This is a genomic window from Spongiactinospora rosea, assembly GCF_003315795.1.
In the GTDB taxonomy this organism is placed as follows: domain Bacteria; phylum Actinomycetota; class Actinomycetes; order Streptosporangiales; family Streptosporangiaceae; genus Spongiactinospora; species Spongiactinospora rosea.
Genome location: NZ_QMEY01000002.1, coordinates 272,708 through 287,381 on the forward strand (window position 1 = coordinate 272,708; position 14,674 = coordinate 287,381).

17 protein-coding genes are annotated in these 14,674 nt (G+C 68.6%); 10 read left to right on the forward strand and 7 right to left on the reverse strand.

All coding sequences use genetic code 11. The features are described 5' to 3' along the window. Positions 1-74 precede the first annotated feature (74 nt). Positions 75-287 (forward strand): DUF397 domain-containing protein, encoded by a 213-nt coding sequence (locus DP939_RS49240; protein WP_158578487.1) that lies wholly within the window; start codon positions 75-77, stop codon positions 285-287. Here DP939_RS49240 and hemC read toward each other — a convergent pair. The 4 genes from hemC to DP939_RS06680 form a co-directional block, all read right to left on the reverse strand. Beyond that, entirely contained in the window at positions 265-1,296 is a 1,032-nt protein-coding gene (hemC, locus tag DP939_RS06665; RefSeq protein WP_199564991.1) for a hydroxymethylbilane synthase, read from the reverse strand. The two genes, DP939_RS49240 and hemC, sit on opposite strands and share 23 nt — an antisense overlap. A 283-nt stretch (positions 1,297-1,579) precedes the next feature. Then, entirely contained in the window at positions 1,580-1,873 is a 294-nt protein-coding gene (locus tag DP939_RS06670) for a hypothetical protein (RefSeq protein ID WP_147267902.1), read from the reverse strand. Between the two features lie 37 nt (positions 1,874-1,910). Then, the gene (locus tag DP939_RS06675) at positions 1,911-2,246 is read right to left on the reverse strand and encodes a hypothetical protein (RefSeq protein WP_113979713.1); all 336 of its coding nucleotides are present in this window, start codon (positions 2,244-2,246) and stop codon (positions 1,911-1,913) included. Then, a complete protein-coding gene (locus tag DP939_RS06680) occupies positions 2,234-2,674 on the reverse strand; it encodes an ATP-binding protein (RefSeq protein WP_113979714.1) in 441 nt (146 codons plus the stop codon). Before DP939_RS06680 ends, DP939_RS06675 begins: the two co-directional genes overlap by 13 nt. A 324-nt stretch (positions 2,675-2,998) precedes the next feature. On the opposite strand from DP939_RS06680, the gene DP939_RS06685 reads away from it, so the two are divergent. Genes DP939_RS06685 through DP939_RS06695 form a run of 3 tightly spaced genes read left to right on the forward strand, consistent with a single transcriptional unit; the run spans position 2,999 to position 4,335 of the window. Continuing rightward, positions 2,999-3,883 (forward strand): helix-turn-helix domain-containing protein, encoded by an 885-nt coding sequence (locus tag DP939_RS06685; protein WP_113979715.1) that lies wholly within the window; start codon positions 2,999-3,001, stop codon positions 3,881-3,883. Beyond that, positions 3,876-4,076 (forward strand): DUF397 domain-containing protein, encoded by a 201-nt coding sequence (locus DP939_RS06690; RefSeq protein WP_113979716.1) that lies wholly within the window; start codon positions 3,876-3,878, stop codon positions 4,074-4,076. Before DP939_RS06685 ends, DP939_RS06690 begins: the two co-directional genes overlap by 8 nt. A gap of 40 nt (positions 4,077-4,116) precedes the next feature. Then, positions 4,117-4,335 (forward strand): DUF397 domain-containing protein, encoded by a 219-nt coding sequence (locus DP939_RS06695; protein ID WP_113979717.1) that lies wholly within the window; start codon positions 4,117-4,119, stop codon positions 4,333-4,335. A gap of 131 nt (positions 4,336-4,466) precedes the next feature. Here the strand turns inward: DP939_RS06695 and DP939_RS06700 are convergent, their stop codons facing one another. Next, on the reverse strand, positions 4,467-6,134 hold the full coding sequence (locus DP939_RS06700; protein WP_113979718.1) for an ABC-F family ATP-binding cassette domain-containing protein: 1,668 nt from the start codon (positions 6,132-6,134) through the stop codon (positions 4,467-4,469). An 85-nt stretch (positions 6,135-6,219) separates the two neighbouring features. On the opposite strand from DP939_RS06700, the gene DP939_RS06705 reads away from it, so the two are divergent. Continuing rightward, a complete protein-coding gene (locus DP939_RS06705) occupies positions 6,220-6,822 on the forward strand; it encodes a TetR/AcrR family transcriptional regulator (protein ID WP_113979719.1) in 603 nt (200 codons plus the stop codon). Then, positions 6,819-7,526, forward strand: a complete 708-nt coding sequence (locus DP939_RS06710; RefSeq protein ID WP_158578488.1) for a GAP family protein — start codon at positions 6,819-6,821, stop codon at positions 7,524-7,526. The genes DP939_RS06705 and DP939_RS06710 overlap by 4 nt, the downstream gene beginning before the upstream one ends. Before the next feature lie 13 nt (positions 7,527-7,539). On the opposite strand, the gene DP939_RS06715 is transcribed toward DP939_RS06710, so the two are convergent. Then, entirely contained in the window at positions 7,540-8,763 is a 1,224-nt protein-coding gene (locus DP939_RS06715) for an MFS transporter (RefSeq protein WP_113979721.1), read from the reverse strand. Between the two features lie 119 nt (positions 8,764-8,882). Here DP939_RS06715 and DP939_RS06720 point away from each other — a divergent pair, with 119 nt between their 5' ends. The 4 genes from DP939_RS06720 (at position 8,883) to DP939_RS06735 (ending at position 13,224) form a co-directional block, all read left to right on the forward strand. Next, positions 8,883-9,788, forward strand: a complete 906-nt coding sequence (locus tag DP939_RS06720) for a LysR family transcriptional regulator (RefSeq protein WP_113979722.1) — start codon at positions 8,883-8,885, stop codon at positions 9,786-9,788. A 58-nt stretch (positions 9,789-9,846) separates the two neighbouring features. Next, a complete protein-coding gene (locus DP939_RS06725) occupies positions 9,847-11,598 on the forward strand; it encodes an ABC transporter ATP-binding protein (protein WP_147267903.1) in 1,752 nt (583 codons plus the stop codon). Positions 11,599-11,652: 54 nt separating this feature from the next. Beyond that, positions 11,653-12,207: a TetR/AcrR family transcriptional regulator gene (locus DP939_RS06730; protein WP_113979724.1), complete on the forward strand. Its 555-nt coding sequence runs from the start codon at positions 11,653-11,655 to the stop codon at positions 12,205-12,207. Positions 12,208-12,783: 576 nt separating this feature from the next. Continuing rightward, positions 12,784-13,224, forward strand: a complete 441-nt coding sequence (locus DP939_RS06735) for a MarR family winged helix-turn-helix transcriptional regulator (protein ID WP_199564992.1) — start codon at positions 12,784-12,786, stop codon at positions 13,222-13,224. A 22-nt stretch (positions 13,225-13,246) separates the two neighbouring features. Here the strand turns inward: DP939_RS06735 and DP939_RS06740 are convergent, their stop codons facing one another. After that, positions 13,247-14,557: a tetratricopeptide repeat protein gene (locus tag DP939_RS06740; RefSeq protein WP_158578489.1), complete on the reverse strand. Its 1,311-nt coding sequence runs from the start codon at positions 14,555-14,557 to the stop codon at positions 13,247-13,249. Between the last annotated feature and the right edge of the window lie 117 nt (positions 14,558-14,674).

Consider the following 14,674-nt stretch of genomic DNA (forward strand, 5'->3'; position numbering starts at 1 on the left):
GTGCTCCCACCTCGCCGTTGCGCACCCTGAGCCACCATCATCCACTCCAGAAGAAGACACCCGTAGGAGGCGGCATGATCGCCCTTCGGGACACCAAGAACCGCGCAGACGGGATGCTGACCTTCCGTGCCGACGAATGGCCGGCGTTCCTCACCGGTGTAAAACATGGAGCCTTCGGCACGCTCTATCTCCTGCGACCCTCGCCGTGCTGCCTCCCCGCCGTCGCGCCCCCTGAGCTGTTCAGCCCCCACGGGCGGCTCGCTCTCAATGCGGGATGCCCGCGATGATATTCCGAGCCCCCTTACGGGCCAGTACGGCAGCGACATACCCGCCGAGCTCATCTGGACGCGTCGGCGCATCCCACTCATGCGCGTAGGCGAACTTGCCACCCTCTCGGGTGAACACCATTCCGATCAACGAAAGCTGACCATCCATGGTCGTGGTGCAGTGCCCGGCGATCGGAGAGTTGCAATGCCCTTGCAGGGCATGCAACATCGCCCGCTCGGCCCGCACATGCAACCGTGTCTCCGCGTGATCGAGCAGCCTAAGCAGTTCCAGTACTCCGGGATCATTGGTCCGGCACTGAACGCCGATCACCCCCGCACCGACCGCTGGACACATGATGTCCAAAGGAAGCACTTGCCCGATCCGATCGTCCATCCCGATCCGGCGAAGCCCTGAGCAGCCCAGGACCAGCGCTTCATACTGCCGCTCCGCATCCAGCCGGGCCAGGCGCGAGTTGACGTTACCCCGGATGCGCTCCACATGAAGATCGGGCCGATACTTCAGCAGTTGCGCCTTCCGCCGCACCGATGAAGTGCCCAGGCGTGTACCGGACGGCAGTTCATCCAGCTTCCCGTACCGTGATCCGGCCCGCCACACGACCGCATCATGCACGTCCTCTCTGGCAAGGTACGCCGCGAACGTCGTACCCATCGCCAGTGGCACATCCCCGGGAACGTCCTTGACACAGTGGACCGCGGCATCAACCGCGCCCAGCACCAGCGCCCGGTCGATCTCCTTCATGAACGCGCCCTTGCCGCCCAGCTCCGCAAGATCGCCCTGCCAGCGGTCCCCGCTGGTCTCGATGCCAACGACCTCCACACCCAGGTCGGGACAAAGCCCCTTGAGCATGTCGGCAACGAGGTTCGCCTGATGAAGCGCCATCGGCGAGGTACGCGTCCCCACCCGGAGCACCCGGTCTCCAAGGGTCATCACGGCATAATCGGCAACATTTGCGGCAGGTCCACCACTTTTGGTCGCCACCACATTTCCCTTTTCTGATGGTTTGCCCATCCCGCCCCCTCACCCGCCCAAGGCCGTTCCTGCCAGCATCAGAAATGCTATTCCAGCGCCACCCCCACTGAAGACCAAAAAGCAAATCCTCGCACTTCAACCGAACGAGCTACAGTTCGTCGCGGTGACACCCCATCCACGCCCAGAAGGCTAAAGCCTCCCAAAACCGATCATCGGCCCAGGAAGCTATGGCGTGGTCATTTCCAGCGCTCAGGCGCAAGCAGACGCAGGCGAACCACCTCTCGTTTTTGATCATCGCCGCGCCGCATGCGCCGCCGAGGGCTCACATCCGGCAGAACCGATCGAACTCCCTGGCATGAACGCGAGTGACGAACGCCCGCCACGAATCCACCGTCGTCACCACCCGCCCTGGACGTTCCGGATCGGCATCGCCCACCGACACCACGATCAACCCGCCGCGCGCCACCGGCACCATATGCCCCTCCCGTACCTCCCGGAGGAACCCCGCGAACCCCAGCCGGGACACCAAAACCCCAGTGCTCGTCTGATCGGCCCGCTCCCAGAACCGCAGCCACCCCGCCACCCATGCTGGACAGCTCCACCGCCAGGCCCGCACCGCTCACACCGTCCACTGCACCCCCAGCCGGGCACATCTACACATGATCGAACCGGCCGCCTCTGACCGCATCCTCAAACTCCCTCCAGTGATCCCAGGTCGTCAGCACCGGCAGCCACACCCCCGGCACCACATCCCCCACCCGCACCACGACCAGGTCCGTACCGTCCACCACCGACACCGGCACGACCCCACGCGACTTCACCCGCGCCAGGAACAGACCCCACCGCGCCCGGCTCACCCACACCGCCGTGCCCGCCGGTGAGGTATCGCCCACCAACAGCCACGCGCCATTACCGGGCTGGGCCCATTCGACGGTGACCTCACCCACCGACCACCAGCGGCCATCACCCGCGTCGCTCACGCCGGCCACTTCAGCTCCAGATCGGCCCACACCGAACGGCCCGTCGCGATCTCATCCACGCCCCACTTGGTCGCGTACTCATCCACCAGGGCCAAACCCCGGCCGCCCTCACCGTCGCCGCCCGCATCACACATCTTCGGCACACTCGCCACCGCGCCACCATCGCCCACCGTGACATGCAGCACGGGGCCGACCAGCTCGAACGCCACCCACACCCGCCCATCCGGCACCCGCCCGGAATCGGAGTGCTGGACCGAGTTCCCGATGAGTTCACTGACCACCAGCAGCACCGGAAACTCATCCCCGGCATGCCCGTGAACCGCGAGCAACGCCCGCGCGAACGCCCGCGCCACCGGAACCGACGTGACCACGCCCGGCAACAGCACCTTGCCCAGGAACTGCGAGTCCGGGTGGGAGTACTGCTCAAGATCGGACATAGGGGGTCACCTGCCCGTCCACCTCAGCGGTGAAGGTCGCCACCGGCACCGATGACGCCACAGCCGGGAGTACGAGCGCGCCTAAAGATCGAGTCATCGGCCACCTCTAACTTGGAAGTGCACGAACCCACGGCGAGTAGCCCAAAGTGTCCGGCCGCTCACGCTGCGTACGTTACAGTCAAGCATCGCGAGCCCTCGTTGTGCAATCCCTCAAAATGAAAGGCTTCATAGCGGGGGTTTCATGATGAATTGCCCGATTGCAGGGCGAGTGACCGGGTGGTTTCATAGCGTGGTCATGAGATACTTCATAGCGAGGGAGGCAGCATGACCCCGAGCGGCAGCACAGGGTCGACCGTGCCGCGTCGCCAACTGGGCAGATACCTCCGCGATCTCAGGTCGCGGTCGCGCCTTACTGTCAAGGCCGCAGCAATGAGCCTGGAGTGGTCGGAAGCCAAGATCTGGCGTATCGAAACCGGTCACACATCGCTACGAAGTCTGGACGTGGAAGCGATGTGCAAGGTGTACGACGCGCCCGCCGACCTCACGGAAGCGCTGATGGCGCTGGCCAAGGAGACAAAGGCGCGTGGGTGGTGGCACTCGTATGGTGACGTCATACCGGAAGGCTTCGACCTGTACATCGGCCTGGAAGAGGCAGCGTCGTCGTTGTGGTGGTACGAGAGCGAGCTGATCCCAGGTCTCTTCCAGACCGCCGAATATGCCCGTACCCTGATCAGGGCTGACAACAGTGATGTCGCGGAGGAGGAAATCGAGCGCCGCGTTGATCTGCGCATGGCCCGCCAGACACTACTCGCGAGATCCGTCGCCGCGCCGCAACTTCGGGTTGTGCTGAATGAAGCAGTGCTACGCCGCCCCATTGGAGGTGGGCACGTCATGAAGCAGCAGCTAGAACGCCTGATAGATATCGGCGACCTGCCTAACGTGACACTAAGGGTTTCTGCCTTTGAGATGGGGCTCCACCATGGAGTCATGACGGGTCCATTCGTTCTGATGGAGTTCCCGCGTAATGGGCAGGGTAATGAATGCGAGCCGCCTACCATCTATGCTGAGAATCTTGCCGGCGCCCTCTATCTGGACAAGCCTCACGAAGTTGACCGCTATCGTGTAGCGTTCACGCGCATCTGGGACGCAGCCCTTGATGAACACACCTCGAAAGCCTTGATCACTGAAGTGGCAGGAGACTATGCGTAGCATTGATCTTTCCGCTGCGATGTGGCGAAAGAGCAGCCGCAGCAACGGGCAGGCGAACTGCGTCGAGACGGCCCCCCTTCCGGAGTCCAGCGGATATGCGCTGGCGGTCCGCGACTCCAAAGACCCCTCTCATGTGCTGATGTTCACGCAGCATGAATGGCGGCGGTTCGTCGCTGCCATCAAGGCCAGCTAAGTAAAAGCGCCCCTGATATGCCTCCGGAGGAGGGATCCCAGTGGAACCTCAGCGCGATTTTTCGCAGGCCACATGGAGAAAGAGCAGTTTTAGCGGCAATGGCGCTAGTTGTGTCGAGGTGGCTATGTCAGGTGGCATGGTCGCCGTTCGGGATACCAAGAACCGTGCGGGCGGGATGCTGGTCTTCCGTGCCGATGAATGGTCGGCGTTCCTTGCTGGTGTGAGACTTGGGGAGTTCGACCCTTCAACGTCCGCCTGACGTACTCGAACATCGTTGATTCTGCTAGGCGAACGGTTCGCCTGGCCGAATGGAAGTCCCCGTCCCCAGGCCATCTTTTCCTGCCATGAACCCCCGCGGCGGCGACGTCGGCTCGATCATGCACCGGTCGGTCAGGGGTGGCCAGTGGCTCCGTTCGGCGTTGGGTAGGTTTTTGGGTCGCGTGCGACGCGGGACTCGTCCCAGATGGGGGCGGGGGTTTCGTAGACCCGGCCGTTGGTGCCGAAGATGAGGAAGCGGTCGAAGTCGGCGGCGAACCAGCGGTCGTGGGTGGCGGCGAGGACGGTGCCGGAGAAGGAGGCGAGGCCCTGTTGCAGGGCCTCGGCGCCGGCGAGGTCGAGGTTGTCGGTCGGTTCGTCGAGGAGGAGCAGGGTGGCGCCGGACAGTTCGAGCAGGAGGATCTGGAGGCGGGCCTGTTGGCCGCCGGACAGGGTCTCGAAGGGCTGGGTGGCGGCGGGGGCGAGTTCGTAGCGGGCGAGGGCGGCCATGGCCTCGTTCAGGGTGAGGGCGTGCCTGGTCGTGACCAGTTCGGCGGGGGTGCGGCCGTGCAGGTCGGGGCGGGTGTGGGTTTGTACGAAGTGGCCGGGCCGTACTCGTGCGCCCAGCTTCACCGAACCTCGGTGGGCGACCTTGGGCACGGCGCCGTCGGCCGCCTCGGCCAGCAGCCGCAGGAAGTGGGACTTGCCCGAACCGTTGGACCCCAGGACGCCCACCCGCTCGCCGTACCAGATCTCCGTGCCGAACGGCCGCATCAGCCCGGTCAGTTCCAGATCCTCGCAGGTGACCGCGCGTTTGCCGGTGCGGCCACCGCGCAGGCGCATGCGTACGTTCTGCGGCCTGGGCGGGCGCTCGGGCGGGCCCGCCTCCTCGAAGCGGGAAAGCCGGGTGCGCGCGGCGCGGTAGGCGGAGGACACGGCGTCGTTGTTGGTGGCGGTCTGGCGGAGGGTCTGCACCAGGCGTCTGAGCTTGGCGTGCTCCTCGTCCCAGCGGCGGCGGCGTTCCTCCAGCCGGTCGATGCGGCTCTGGCGGCCCTCGGCGTACGTCGCGAAGCCGCCCCCGTGCACCCAGACGCCGCGCGCCTCCACCGTCACGATGCGGTCGGTGGCGTTGGCCAGTAGCTGCCGGTCGTGCGAGACCAGCAGCACCGTCTTGGCGGTGGCGTGCAGCCGCTCCTCCAGCCACAGCTTGGCGGGGACGTCGAGGTAGTTGTCCGGTTCGTCGAGCAGCAGTACCTGGTCCGGCCCGCGCAACAGGGCCTCCAGGACGAGCCGTTTCTGCTCCCCGCCGGACAGCGTGCCCACCGGGCGGGCCCGGACCGCGTCGTACGGCAGGCCCAGGGCCGCCGTCGCGCAGGTGTCCCAGACCACGTCCATGTCATAGCCGCCGGCGTCGGCGTAGTCGCTGATCGCCTGCGCGTACGCCAGCTGGGTCGTCTCGTCGTCGCGTACGGCCATCGCCGCCTCGGCCCGCGCGAGGGCCCCTGCGGCGGCGCGCACCCCGTCGGGGGCGACGGAAAGCAGCAGGTCATGAACGGTCCGGTCGTCACGGACGCTGCCGATGAACTGCCGCATCACCCCCAGCCCGCCGGAGCAGGCCACCCGCCCGTCGTCCGGCCGCAGGTCACCGGCGACCAGCCGGAGCAGGGTGGTCTTGCCCGCGCCGTTCGGCCCGACGAGCCCGGCCTTGACGCCGTCGCCGATCCGGAACGACACCTCGTGCAGCAGCAACCGCCCGTCCGGCAGCACGTAGGTGAGCCCGTCCACCTCGATATGTCCCGCCATCGCATCCTCCCCGGTACAGCCTACCGGATCGACGTTCCAGTACTTGAACGTCGATCTAGAAATAATAGTTCGGTATTATTTTTTTATGACTCGACATGCCGACCCGGACACGCGGCGACTCCAGATCGCCGAAGCCCTGCTGAGCACGCTGAGCGAGCGCGGGCTCGGCGGCACCACGCTGGCCGACGTCGCGGCGGCGGCCGATGTGTCGGTGGGCCTGGTGCAGCGGTACTTCCGCACCAAGGAGGAGCTGCTGATCTTCGGGATCGAGTACGTCTACCAGCGCGCCACCGACCGCCTCCACCAGGTGGAGGTCGTCCCTCCGGTGCGAGACGTCGTGGTAGGGCTGATGGAGACGTTCCTCCCGCTGGACGAGACCCGGGAGCGGGAGCTGCGGGTCTGGCTGAACTTCCTGACCGCCTCGCTCACCAGCCGCCGGATGGCCGCGATCCACCAGGCCGCGACCAGTGAGCTGATCGACGGCATCACCGACGCCCTCACCGCCGCCCAGCGCACCGGCGAACTGGACGGCGACCTCGACCCGAGAACGGAGGCCGCGGCGTTCGTGGCGTTCGTGGACGGGTTGTGCCTCCACCACGCCGCGACCGGCGACGGCTACGACGCCACCGCGCTCCGCGAGGCCCTGGTCACGTACGCCGAGCGCCTGTTCAAGCGGGGGGCGGCGTGACACTCGCACTCGCGCTGGCCGGGCTGGGCCTGATCGACAGCACCAGCTTCGGCACCCTGCTGATCCCGGTCTGGCTGCTGCTCGCCCCCGGCCGGCCGCGCGTCGGCCGGATCGCCGTCTACCTGGCGACGGTGGCGGTGTTCTACTTCTGCGTGGGCGTACTGCTCACCCTGGGGGCCGACGCCGTGCTGACAGCGGCCCAGTCGGCGGTCGCGGCCTACCCGCCGACCACCCTGAAGGTGGCCCAACTGGTCCTCGGCCTGGCGATCATCGCGCTGAGCTACTGGCTGGAGGCGAAGGCCCGGCGACGCGAGGGCGGCCCCGGCAAGATCCAGCGGTGGCGGGCCAGGGTGATGATGGGCGACGGCGGCGTCGGGGGGCTGATGAACCTGGCGCTGCTGGCGGCGCTGGTGGAGGTGGCCACCATGCTGCCGTACCTCGCGGCGGTGGGCCTCATCGCCAACGCCGACCTGGGCTGGGGACTCACCGGGGCCTCGCTCGCCGGATACTGCCTGGTGATGATCCTTCCCGCGATCGTCCTCACCATCGCCCGCCGCGCCGCCCACCGCACGGTGGAACCCCTGCTCCAACGCGTCAACGACTGGCTGACCAGGAACACCCCCAAGATTCTGGGCTGGACACTGGGCGGCATCGGCATCTCCGTGACCCTCAACGCCGTGCTCCGCATCTTCCTGGAAGGCTGACCCGGGGCCGGAATCACCTGCGGCGGGAGAGGACGGCGACGGCGGCGAGCAGCACGACCAGCACCCCGGTGAGCCAGCCCATCGCGGTGGTCGCGGGCACGAACCGGGTGGCGACGCCGACGCCGATGGCGGGCAGGCTCAGCCCGACGTAGGAGATCAGGAACAGTCCCGCCAGGGCCTCGCCGCGCCTGGCCGGTGCGGCCATCGCGGCCACGGCCCCCACGGCGGCCTTGAACAGCATGCCCGCGCCGATCCCCGCGCCGGCACCGCCGATCAGGAACGCGGCCAGGCCCGCCGTGTGCATGCCGACCACCAAGACGACCATCCCGGCGGCGGTGGCGAGCAGCCCGGCGGTCATCTTGGCCCGCGCGCCCAGCCGTCCGGTGAGCGTCTGGGCGGCCGCCGCGGCCCCGAACACGACGAACACGATGCCGCCCGCCACCGCGCGGGACGGCTGGTGCAAAGCGCCCGCGACGAACCCCGGGGCGACCGAGGTGAACAGGCCGAACACCGAGAAGGAGACGAACCCCGCCGCGGTCGCGGCGATGTACCCGGCCCGGTCGCCGTGGTCGGCGCTGACCCGCTGCGGCCGGTAGGCCGGCCGGACCATCCGCTCCTCGACGGTCTCCGGGGTCAGCGTCACCGCGACGATGGCGAGCGCCAGCAGGACGGCGAAGACGATGTACGGCGTGCGCAGCGGCGCGTCCACGTACTGGGCGAGGAGGCCCGCCACCAGCGGGCCGACGCCGAGGCCGCCGAGGTTGGCGGCGGTGGAGACGACCTCGAAGCGCTGCCGGGCCGCGCCGGGCCGGTGCACGGTGTGCAGTTCGTGCAGGTGCGCGGTGGCGGTCGCGGTGATCATGCCGACACCCAGGCCGGTGATCAGCCGGGCGACGAGCAGCACCGGCAGCGACGTGCTGGTGAGGAACAGCACGGCGGCGGCCAGTTGCAACGCCAGGGCCGGGATGAGGATCTTCTTGCGGCCGATCCAGTCGGAGACGTGCCCGGCGAGAACCAGGCTGATCACCACCCCGACGGCGTAGACGGCGAAGATGACGGTGATCATGAACGTGGAGAAGCCGTCATGTGCCTGGTACAGCGGGTAGAGCGGGGTCGGCACGGTCGAGAACGACATGGCGGTGAGGAACGCCAGGCTGATCAGCCAGAAGCCGATGCCGTGCCGGTTCCGGCGCGGCCGCGTCGCGTTTCGATTAGCCGAATCTGTCGAAATGGACATGGCGCTGCACTCTCACTTCAGGACGAAAGGTTCAGGTACCCCAGTTTCATGAGGCCGAACGATCGCGTCCAACGCGACTTTCAGCTCGTGATCATCTGAATCTGCGATAGTTGGGAGCCGTGGAGCTTCGCCATCTTGAGTACTTCGTCGCCGTCGCCGAGGAACAGAACTTCACCCGCGCCGCGGCCCGGCTGCACATCGTGCAGTCCGCGGTCTCCGCCGCGGTCAAGGCCCTGGAACGCGACCTCGGCGCACCGCTGCTGGACCGCAACCCCAAACGCGTGCTGCTCACCGACGCCGGCCAGGCGCTGCTGCCGAAGGCCCGCGTCGCGCTGGACGCCGCCCGCGACGCCGCCGACGCCGTCGCCGAGGTACACGGCGGCCTGCGCGGCACCGTACGCCTGGGCACCATGACCTCGGTGTGGCTGATCGACGTACCCGCCCTGCTCGGCGAGTTCCACCGCCGCCACCCCGGCGTGCTCGTGCGGACCAGCGCCGCCCCCTCCGGCTCCCAGGGGCTCATCGACGCGATCACCGACCGCCGCCTGGACCTGGCCTTCGTCTCCCTCCCGGGCGCCCGCCCACCCGGCATCGACCTCACCGACCTGGCCCACTCCGGCGTGGACCTGGTCGTCCCCGCCGATCACCCGCTCGCCGGCCGCGCCTCGGTACCGATCGGGGAACTGGCCGGACTGGACTTCATCGACTCCCCGATCGGCTTCGGCAACCGCGCCGTGGTGGACCGCGCCTTCGCCACGGCGGGCGTCCCCCGCCGCGTCACCATCGAGATCCCCGACATCGCCACAGCCGTCGCCTACGTCCGCCACGGCCTGGGGATCGCCCTGCTGCCGTCCTTCGTCCTCGCCGCGCAGGAAGCCGTGACCGTCCTGAAGGTCACCGGAGCCGACCTCCGCTGGCCCCTGTCCCTGGCCACCCCCACCGACCGCACCCTCAGCACCGCCTCCCGCGCCCTGATCGCCCTCATCCATGACTTCCTGAGCCCGGCACTCCATTCACATGACTGACCGTCGGTCAGTAAACTAAGGTTCGCCTTACCTACCGTTCTCCGACTGGAGGTACCCGGTGAGACGAATCATGGCCCTGGCGACCGGGGTCCGCCGTTACATCTGCCTCGGCGTGGCCCTGCACGTCGCGGTCAGCGTCACCTACATCGTCCAAGGTCTGCTGCTCGCCAGGGTGCTGGCGCGAATGCCGGCCGGGGACGGGATCGCCGAACAGGTCCTGCCGCTGGCCGGAGTGGTCGGCGCGGCCGTGGTGCGGTTCGGGCTGACCTGGACCTCCGACATCGTGGCGCAGTTGACCGGGGCCGCGACCAAGCAGGAGCTGCGAGCGCGGGCGTTCGCGAAACTGGCCGAGCTGGGGCCCGCGTACACCGCGGGCGAGCGCACCGGAGAGGTGAAGGGCGCGCTGGTGGAGGGCGTCGAGGCGCTGGAGGCGTACTACGCCCGCTACCTGCCCTCGTTGATCGCCGTGGGGCTCACCCCGCTGATCGTGCTGGGCGTCATGGCCGGCTACGATCCGTGGTCGGCGCTGATCGTGGCCGGGTTCGTGGTCGCCGCGCTCGTACTGCCCAAGCTGTGGTCGCGGATGCTCAAGCGCCGGGGCGACGCGCTGATGGCGGCCTACCTGGGCATGGGTTCCACCGTTCTGGACACCCTTCAAGGGCTGGTGACCCTGAAGGCGTTCGGCGCCGCGCGGCGCAGGCGGGACGAGCTCGCGAAGGTGTCCGACCGCCTCATCGCCGGCTGGAACCGGGTCATGGCGGTCGCCCTGATCGCCCAGATGATCTACACGCTGGTGATCGTCGGCGGCGTGGCCGTCACCGTGGCGGTCGCGACGGTCCGGGCCGCCGGCGGCTCTTTGGATGTGGGGGCGCTCTTCGTGGTCCTGGTGCTGTCCGGAGAGGCGCTGCGCGCGGTCGGCGTACTCGCCACCTCCTTCCACGCCAGTTACGACGCCGCGAGCGCCGCGGACGTCCTCCACACCCTGCTCGACCAGGAGCCGCCCGCGCCCGAGCGGCCCGGCGTCACGCCGGTCCGCGACCTGACGCCCTCGGTGGCCTTCGAGGACGTGTCCTTCTCCTATGTCGCAGGCGAACCGGTGCTGCGCGGCCTGTCCCTCGCCCTGGCTCCGGGCGAGACCGTCGCGGTGGTCGGTCCTTCGGGCGCGGGCAAGTCCACGCTGGTGACGCTGCTGCTCCGGTTCGCCGACCCCGGCTCCGGGCGGGTCACGCTCGGCGGGCACGACCTGCGGGACCTGCCACCGGACCAGGTCCGCTCGATGATCGCGCTGGTCTCCCAGGACACCTACCTGTTCGGCGGGACCATCCGCGACAACATCGCCATGGCCCTCCCTTCCGCGTCCGACGAACAGGTCACCGCCGCCGCCAAGGTCGCCAACATCCACGACTTCATCGCCGGCCTCCCGGACGGCTACGCCACCCAGGTGGGCGAACGCGGACTTCGGCTGTCCGGCGGGCAGCGCCAGCGGCTGGCCATCGCCCGTGCCCTGGTGTCACCCGCGACGGTGCTGGTCATGGACGAGGCCGCGTCGAACCTCGACACGGAGAACGAACGCGACATCCAGGCCGCGCTGCGCAACCTCCGCCACGGGCACACCACGATCGTCATCGCCCACCGGCTCTCCACCATCCGCAGCGCGGACCGGATCATCGTCCTGGACCAGGGCCGGGCCGTGGAGAGCGGCACCCACGATGAACTGCTCGCGGCCGGCGGCGACTACGCCCGCCTGGTCGCGGCCCAACGCGACGGCCTCGTCGGCCTCGACCCGCATGCGGCGGCCCTGCCCTTGTGAGGCCGTGCCGGTGGGAGGCGGCTCCACACCGCCTCCCACCTCTACGCTGGGCTCGTGAAGGGAACCACGCCACGTACGAAACCGGCCGTCGAGCGCCGCACGGACCTGCTGGACGCCACCGAAACGCTCCTGCTGAGCCGGGGGGTCGACGGTTTCACCATCGAGGACGTGACCACCGGGGCCGGGGTCGCCAAAGGCACCTTCTACCTGCACTTCGCCAACAAGGGCGACCTGCTCGACGCCCTTCGCGAACGCTATGTCCGGCGGTTCGCGGAAGCCCAGCTCGCCGAGGCCCGCAAGCACCACGGCGTGGCCGGCGTCCAGGCGTGGATCCGCGCCGGCGTGGCCGAGTACCTGGGCGACGTCCGGCTCCACGACATGCTCTTCCACCCGGCGAGCCGCGGCCAGAGCGACCCCCCCGACACGGTCACCACCACCCTCGCCGACCTCCTCGCCGCCCTCGACCACCCCCCTGCCGACCCCGAGGTCACCGCCACCATCCTGTACGCGGCCATGCACGGCGTCACCGACCACATCATCCACGCCCCCGACACCGCCGACCGCATGCTCACCGGCCTCGACGACCTCGTCCGCGCCGTCCTGACCTGACCTGCCCCGGCCACGATCGCGGAAGAGTCGTCTTCGCCGGGGTGGCCCCACCGAATGGCGGACTACCTGCTAGAACGCGTCAACCACCGGCTGACCCGGCCACCGGGCGGCATCAATTTCCTGGAAGACAGGCGATCGTCTCAGCCGGCACCCCGGTGGACCAGCCCATCGCAATGATCACGGCCACGAACCGGCCCGCGACACCGACGCCGACCCACGTACGAGATCAGGCACAGCCCTGCCAGAGGGCGGGGATCTGCCAACCGTTGAAGAGGAAGCGGCACACAGAGGACGATATCCCACCCCATCCAGAGCGGCTTGGGGAAGCGGCGACTCATCACCGTTGTCTGTGCCGGGCAGATCAATACACCTTTCCCGGGTTTATCTGATCTCTAGGCGATGCGGCGAGTAAGCCGGTGGCGCAAGCGTCGGGCGGAGCCCGACACAGAGAACACGGCTGAGCGAAGCGAAGGCCATGGAGGTACTTCGGGGAGTGCTCGCTTGTTGGGGAGGGTGGTTGTCCGTGCGGGTGAGTACGGCGGCGGGTAGGGGGTGGGGCAGGGCTACAGTGCCGTCATGGCGACTGAGAGGTTGCGGCCCCTAGAGGACGATGCCTGGCGAGGGTTCCTGGTGACCCATGACAGGATCTGGCGCTCGATCGAGGCAGGGCTCGCGCCCCTGAACGTGAGCATGGCCGAGTACAGCGTGCTCTCCCTCCTCGGCGAGGCCGGGGAGAAGGGCATGCGGATGTCCGACCTGGCCGAGCGGCGGCTGATGTCCACCGGTGGGTTCACCCGGCTGGCGGATCGCCTGGAGCATCGGGGGCTCATCGAGCGGCGGCGGTCGGCCGTCGATGGGCGGGGCTTCGATGTGACGTTGACGACCGAGGGGCGGGCGCTGTTGCGCAAGGCGTGGCGTCAGCAGTACCAGGACCTGCGCAGGCTCTTCCTCGACCGGCTCGATGACGACGACCTGCGCGCCCTCGCCGGCATCTGGGACCGGCTCGCATCCGAGTAGGCGCCGGCGGCTCCCGGGGTGATCAGGCGGCTTTGCCTCGGGCGACGTAGGCGTTCATGTCGGTGAAGTCGAGGGTGATGTTGTTGGGCTTGTGGAAGGCGTGGTCGAAGCCGGCCACCTTGTGGAAGCCCTCGTCGCCGAGCGTGTCCTTTCCGCCCGCGTAGCTGTAGAGGCTCTTGGCGGTGACGCCGCCGAGGCGCAGTTCCCTGGGGTAGCAGGGGTAGCCCTCCACTGGCCGGCCCGCGGCGAAGGACGCGAACGGGCGGTCGTAGTCGACGCGGACCCCCAGCCGCTTGGCCGTTTCTTCGGAGATGCCCGCGACCTGTTCGCCGGTTCCGCCGAGGTTCAGGGACACCACCCCCGCCTTGGAGCCGGCGACGTCGGTGACGCTGCCCTCGGTGAACAGCAGGTGCCCGCCGGCCAGCCACAGCGGCAGCGGCCTGGCACCCGCGCGGGCGGCGTCGGCGCGGGCCCGCTGGGCCGTCTCGGGGGTACGGCGGCGCAGGATCAGCGACCGGCCCGCGTAGTCGAAGGTGGTGAGGAAGTGGTAGAAGACCCACGTGCCGATCATGCCGTCGTGGGCGTCGGGGGCGACTTCCCCGCCCGATTCGCGCTCCGACCACCCGACGGGGATGTTGCGCAGTTCGATGCCGCCCAGATGGAAGGAGTCCAGCACGCCGTAGTACAGCCAGATGACGTCGCCGAAGGCGTCGATCCTCTGCTTGGCCACGGCCTTCAGCCCGGCCTCCTTGGCGAGTTTCGCGGACAAGCCCAGCGCGTCAACGTGGGTGTAGAAGGAGAACTTCTTCGGCGGTCCGCCATTGATCGAGGCTTCCACCAGCGGAAACGGGTCCGTCTGCTGCCATGGCACCCGCGCGGTGTCGCCGTGGATCTGGTACGGCGTGCCCTGAATCGCCGCGAACTGCTCGGCGTAGGACTCCTCCCCGGCCGCGTGCCAGCGGGGTACGGCCAGGGGGAACTTGTCCTGCCGGGTGTAGCAGTCGGCCAGGAGGCGGTTGGTCCGCTTGTCGTCGGGGGCCAGGTTCAGGGCCGTCGTGAGGTACTTCTCGGCCTCGGGGAACCTGTTGCTCAGCAGCGCCACATGGCCGCGCCGGCGCGCGGCGTGCATGTTCGCGGGGTCCTTTCTCAGGATCCGCTCGTAGGCGCGGCCGGCCCGCTCGAACTCGCCGGCCTCGAACAGCGCGTCCGCGTCACCGCTGCGGACGTACGCCGTGGCCGTGCCCCCGAGCAGCGGCGCGGTCGCCGCCGCACCGGTCAGCGCCGCGGCTCCCAGCAGCAGCGTACGCCGGTCCCATGCTCCGCGATCAACCACAGTGTGTCCTCCTCTTCCGCGAACTCTTCCGCGAACTCTTTCGCGATCACTTGCGCCCACCCACTATCGGCGGGCCGTGTTCCCGCTTCGTCCGCGCCGTGTCATGGTCGTGTCACC

What these genes read in the sequence shown, in the direction of transcription:
- DP939_RS06700 (WP_113979718.1), bottom strand. Translation starts at nt 6,134, where the DNA reads ATGGCGGGACATATCGAGGTGGACGGGCTCACCTACGTGCTGCCGGAC.
- DP939_RS06680 (WP_113979714.1), bottom strand. Translation starts at nt 2,674, where the DNA reads ATGTCCGATCTTGAGCAGTACTCCCACCCGGACTCGCAGTTCCTGGGC.
- DP939_RS49240 (WP_158578487.1), top strand. Translation starts at nt 75, where the DNA reads ATGATCGCCCTTCGGGACACCAAGAACCGCGCAGACGGGATGCTGACC.
- DP939_RS06715 (WP_113979721.1), bottom strand. Translation starts at nt 8,763, where the DNA reads ATGTCCATTTCGACAGATTCGGCTAATCGAAACGCGACGCGGCCGCGC.
- DP939_RS06690 (WP_113979716.1), top strand. Translation starts at nt 3,876, where the DNA reads ATGCGTAGCATTGATCTTTCCGCTGCGATGTGGCGAAAGAGCAGCCGC.
- hemC (WP_199564991.1), bottom strand. Translation starts at nt 1,296, where the DNA reads ATGGGCAAACCATCAGAAAAGGGAAATGTGGTGGCGACCAAAAGTGGT.
- DP939_RS06705 (WP_113979719.1), top strand. Translation starts at nt 6,220, where the DNA reads ATGACTCGACATGCCGACCCGGACACGCGGCGACTCCAGATCGCCGAA.
- DP939_RS06685 (WP_113979715.1), top strand. Translation starts at nt 2,999, where the DNA reads ATGACCCCGAGCGGCAGCACAGGGTCGACCGTGCCGCGTCGCCAACTG.
- DP939_RS06735 (WP_199564992.1), top strand. Translation starts at nt 12,784, where the DNA reads ATGGCGACTGAGAGGTTGCGGCCCCTAGAGGACGATGCCTGGCGAGGG.